A 4,703-nucleotide genomic window follows, 5' to 3' on the forward strand; every position below is an offset into this window, starting at 1 on the left:
GGGCCTGCGGCAGACCAGCCTTTTGTCAGTACAGATCGCCAAACTCAATTCGCTCAAACTCCCGCCCCCGCTCGCCATACCCCACCTTCGGCACCCCCGCCAGGCGCCTGTGCAGCACTTGGGTCAGCGAGTTGTCGCGGGCCAGGCTGGCGTCGCCAAAATCCCCGTCCAGTTGCAGCGGATGAACAATCACTTCCAGCGAACCATGCTTCGGTGGCGCCGCGTGATGCAGGTCCGCTGGCGTGCAGACATAATCCGCCGTTGCGCCGCAGAGCCTGCGCAAGCGGCGGTTGAGCAGGGTTTTGAAGATGCGTTTGGCCACGCTCAGGTTCGGTCCCAGGTTACGTGCCAGGCGCATGGGCACGCCTTGCCGAGCGGCGAAGCGAGCCACCAGTTCGCCGACGGGCCAGATGTTGTGTACATGCTGATGAGAGTCCAGATGGCTCGGACGCAGGCCACGGTCCAGGCAGTATTGCCACTGCGCCTGGAGTTCTTCTTCCACGGCCGCCAGGTCATCCGTCCCCAGCCGCAGGCTGTAGCGCGACAGATTGAGGTCGAATTCGCCTGTTGCATTGCAGAACGTCTGCCGTGTCCTGATTGCCTGGCTCAGCGGCGGTCCGTAACTGAGATTGAAATGCAGGCCGATGCGCCCTTCAAGCAGTGGGTGTCGGGCCAGTTCGCACGCCTGGTCAAACCCCGGCATGTTGGCCATGGCCGTGGCGGAGCTGATCACGCCCGCCTCGAAGGCTCGCAGAATCAGCTGGTTTTCATCGAGGCTGAGCCCGAAGTCATCAGCGTTGACGATCACTTGGCGAGGCATGTGTGTCCTCCGGCTTTTCGGCAGTGGGCGACGTCGTCGCGGGCGGTTTGGCGCGGCGCTTGCCGAGCCAGGGCTTCAGGCTTTTCCATAGCCGCAGGGCGAACCCCAGGAGCAGGCCGTCGGGCCGCCAGGAATAGAAACTCCAGCGCCAGTGCTCAAGTTGGCCGGTCATACGTTCGTGCAGTTGATGGCTGGAATTCTCCAGACTGACGCGTGATGCATCGATCCACCGCCAGTTCTCGTCCAGCCCCCAGCGGATCCACTCTTCGAGCAAGACCCGACCGCTGCCCAGGTCGGCGTGCCGCGGCAGGAACGCCAGGTTGTAGTCGTACAGCCGTCCCTGGTCGAGCAGGCCGAGGCGATAGCTGATGCACTCGCCGTTCAGCTCCAGCATCACCACCCGCACCAGGCCTTGGGCGGCGAGGGCGGTGAAGGCAAGGTTCATCCATTGCCGGCGCCCGGGGTCGGCGAAGATACCGACACCTTCTTCGCCTTTCCAACTGGCCGCCTCGACTTCAGCGAGAGCCCGCAGCAGCTGCCCCATGCCGATGGCATCCGGCGTCACCCGACGTATTTCGGCACCGCAAGCGGCGATCCGCTTGCGCGCGCGGCGCAACTTGTAACGCGGATCGCCGGTGATTTCCTGATGATCGCTGTCGCTGATCAGGTGCACCGGGACCCGGCAACTGAGCCGCCGTTCGCCGGTTGAACTCAGCGCCATCCAGGCACTGAGCACGCTTTGTTCGCCGACCGGCTCGATCACTTCATTCAATTGCAGCAACGCGTGAGGCACCTGCTGGCGGATCTGCACCAGCGCCTGGCCCATGGCTTCGGCGTCCATGCGCACCAGCAGGGCGATACGGTCAGCCAGTGGAAACCCCAAGTGATGCAACACCCGAAAGCGCAGCCCACCGATGCGCTCCTGCCCCGCTACCAGAGGCAGGCACAGGCACAGTGTCTGGTCCTGCCAGCCCAGCAGCACATGGAGTTGCTGGTCGGGCGCGAGGGCGAATTCCGCCGCTTGCAGCCAGGCCAGCGTATTGAACGGCGTAGCGTCGACCACCTGGGTTCGCAGCTCTTCATAAGCCGTTGCAGGAAACTCCGCCACGCTCAGCGAGCGACACCACTGGAACCGGATCGCCATGGACGTCAGGCCGCCGCAGCCGATGCAACCGGCCGGGCCGGTTTACGGAAGCCGTCGAGTACCGAGCCGCTGTAGAACGTGTCGCGAAAGAACCGGAAACGCCCAAACAGGCAATACACATGGGTGATCTGGCCGCGTTCCTGGAAGTCCATGCGGATGTGCATCTTGATCGCTGGGGTGTTCTGCAGATCGCAGACATCGACCATTTTTTCGCAGCCCTTGTCCGCCATGACTTTCCATATGTCGGTTTGTACATCCGCCGACAATTGGGAGCCCCAGTACGCACGGATCATCTCGCCACCGAACTGGAAGTATTCACCAGGCTTGATCGGGAACCAGCAGCCATAGAAGTGGCGATCAAAATAGTCTCGTGTACTGGCCCAGGCGAAACCGACGGTGTCGCCCTTGTCGTCCAGGTACATCAGGCCGGTATAACCTTCTGCGGCCAGCTCGCGCATGGTTTCGACGCGGTCGCCGAAATGCCTGGCGAAAGCGTCGGCGTTTTCGACGGTGATGAACTCGCGACGTACCGGTGGGTAGGGCCTGAGGGTATGCGGCCGCAGCGGGATTCTCACATCGTGTTCCAGCCATACCAGTTGCGAATGGAAAAACACGAAGCGGCGTACCAGCAATTTGAAAACGGAACGCAGGCCTTTTTTCTGAATGCGATCACGCAATTTTTGCAGAGCGTTCATGGAGCCTCCTGACGCATGGCGGGTTGGGGGGAAAGGGTGGCAGTCCAGCGCAGGGCGAATACGGTTTCTCCTGGGAGGAGAAATCCGACCTGGCCGGCCTTGCAGTCGAACGGGACGTTGCGGCTGATGTTGTCGGGGCCGAAATACTCCAGGCTGGCGCCGGGCTGCGGGCAGGCCGTGCCCTGCAGGCTGACGTGATGGGCACGGGTGCTTTTGTTCACGCCGAGCAGGCTGCGTTGCCGCCCGGTGGCCATGGCCAGCGCATCGACTTCAAACGCGTCGTTGTCCAGGCGCAGCACCTGGTCGAGCCAGTGCTGCTGAATGAATTGCTGGGCCAGGCCCACCGGCTTGAGTTCGAAGCGCTGGTTCTCCAGCACTCGCACCATGCCTTTGGGGTATTGCGGCTCGTCGGCGGACTGGAACCAGTTGAGCATGTCCAGCCAGCCGTCGGCGGAAGCGTTGATCGCTACCGAGGCCCACCACAACGCGGCATAGTGGGTTTCCTGATCGTAGGGGCTGAGGCTCGAGCCGCTGGAGATGTTGGTCTGATCCAGCAGCAAGGCTTTGCGCGGCCGGCCCTGGCTGTCCAGGCCCACCAGCTCGGCGGCCTGGCGGACGCTGTTGCGATAGACCCGGGTCGCCAGCAAGTCGCGGACCATCCATTCATGCCAGGCCAGGGCGTCGATCTGGTCGCCGGAGGTTTCCAGCAGGCGCCGTGCCCAATCGATGCCGCGCCGATCCGCCGCGTTTTCGGCCAGCGGGCCATTGGTGAATCGGGAGCTGGCCGGCATGGCGATGCGCACTCCGGCGCGGGCATTGGCGTCGTTGGCGCGGACCTGGGCGGCCAGGCTTTCGAACATCTGGTGGAAGCTGGCGAAGTCTGGATAGTTGAGGTTCGGCTCGTCGGCGAAGCTCAGGTAATGGAGGCCCTTGCCGCCCAAGGCGCGGGTCGAGTCGAGCCAGGCTTGCAGGCCGTTGTTGCTGGTCCGGTCGGCGCGCAGATCGGCCTTGCGTTGGCTGCCGGCCAAGAGGGTGATATCTCGGGTGATGCCGAAGCGATCCTGGTACAAGCGCCGGAACGCATCCTCATGATCGGCCTTGGCCGCCGTGACATCGACGAAGCTGTAGTAGGTGGCCGATCGGGGCTTGAGGGTATCGATCACCGCGTAGGCGGACGGTGGCGGCAACACATAGGGCAGGGACATGCCCAAGCTGGGGGTGGGGCCGAGCACAGCGTCATGGAGGGTCAGGTGGGTTTGGCCCGGATCCTGGCGCACCGGCTGCAACTGCGCCGGGTCCTGGGCAAACAGGTTGGCGCTACCGTCGAGCCAGAACGCTACCTTGCCGTTGCCTTGCAAGTGCAAACGCCAGGTCTGCTCGACGTCAGCCACCGGCAGCGCGACCTGATCGAACTGCCAATAGGCGCGGTACGGTTTGAGATTCAGCTGGAGCTGTTTGCCATCGCCGACGCGCCGGGCTTGCAGCGCACGCACGCCGTCATGGAATTTACCCGCCAGCACTGCGCGTTCGCCGGCCGCCACCTTGAAGTACAACTCGTCGCCATCGTGGGCTTCGGCGCTGAAATGCACTTTCGCCGGGGCGAACAGGGCACGGGTGCGCGCGTCGTGCTCTACCGTATAACGGCGGAAACTGTAGCCGGGAATTTCCAGGCGATAACTGGCGGCACCAGGCCGCAGCGGCCACTGCTGCTCGCCACGGGTCTGTGCCGCCTCGACCAGGCGTTCACCGGCCAGGCGCCCCTGGCCGTCGAGCAGGTAAAGGTGTTCGGCATTGGCATCGGCCTGCCAGGCGGGCACCCAGCGTACGGTCACAGTGCTCGGCTGGTCGGTCTGCAGGTACAGGCTGCCGTCGCGGATACCGGTCCATTGCATGGACGCGCCATGGGCCGATGCTGCGAGGGCCAGAAGGCATAGACCGGCGCCGACTTTTCGCATGCACCCCACTGGCCCCATCGCGAGCAAGCTCGCTCCCACAGTGGAAATTTGGAGAACACAAATACCCTGCCCAACCCCAAACCTATGTG

Annotated in this window: 4 protein-coding genes; all 4 read right to left on the bottom strand. The window is 63.6% G+C overall.

What is annotated here, in order from left to right; translation table 11 throughout:
• Positions 1-25: 25 nt before the first annotated feature.
• The 4 genes from ACE04F_RS18290 to ACE04F_RS18305 are packed head-to-tail and all read right to left on the bottom strand — an operon-like array spanning position 26 to position 4,632.
• Positions 26-820 (bottom strand): ChbG/HpnK family deacetylase, encoded by a 795-nt coding sequence (locus ACE04F_RS18290; RefSeq protein WP_486108868.1) that lies wholly within the window; start codon positions 818-820, stop codon positions 26-28.
• Positions 792-1,964 (bottom strand): GNAT family N-acetyltransferase, encoded by a 1,173-nt coding sequence (locus ACE04F_RS18295; RefSeq protein WP_486108870.1) that lies wholly within the window; start codon positions 1,962-1,964, stop codon positions 792-794. Before ACE04F_RS18295 ends, ACE04F_RS18290 begins: the two co-directional genes overlap by 29 nt.
• Before the next feature lie 5 nt (positions 1,965-1,969).
• Positions 1,970-2,659 carry a GNAT family N-acetyltransferase gene (locus ACE04F_RS18300; RefSeq protein WP_486108872.1) on the bottom strand — a complete coding sequence of 230 codons (690 nt, stop codon included), beginning with the start codon at positions 2,657-2,659 and terminating at the stop codon, positions 1,970-1,972.
• A complete protein-coding gene (locus ACE04F_RS18305) occupies positions 2,656-4,632 on the bottom strand; it encodes a hypothetical protein (RefSeq protein ID WP_486108908.1) in 1,977 nt (658 codons plus the stop codon). The genes ACE04F_RS18300 and ACE04F_RS18305 overlap by 4 nt, the downstream gene beginning before the upstream one ends.
• Positions 4,633-4,703 lie beyond the last annotated feature (71 nt).

The organism is Pseudomonas sp. AGC41 (genome assembly GCF_057334555.1).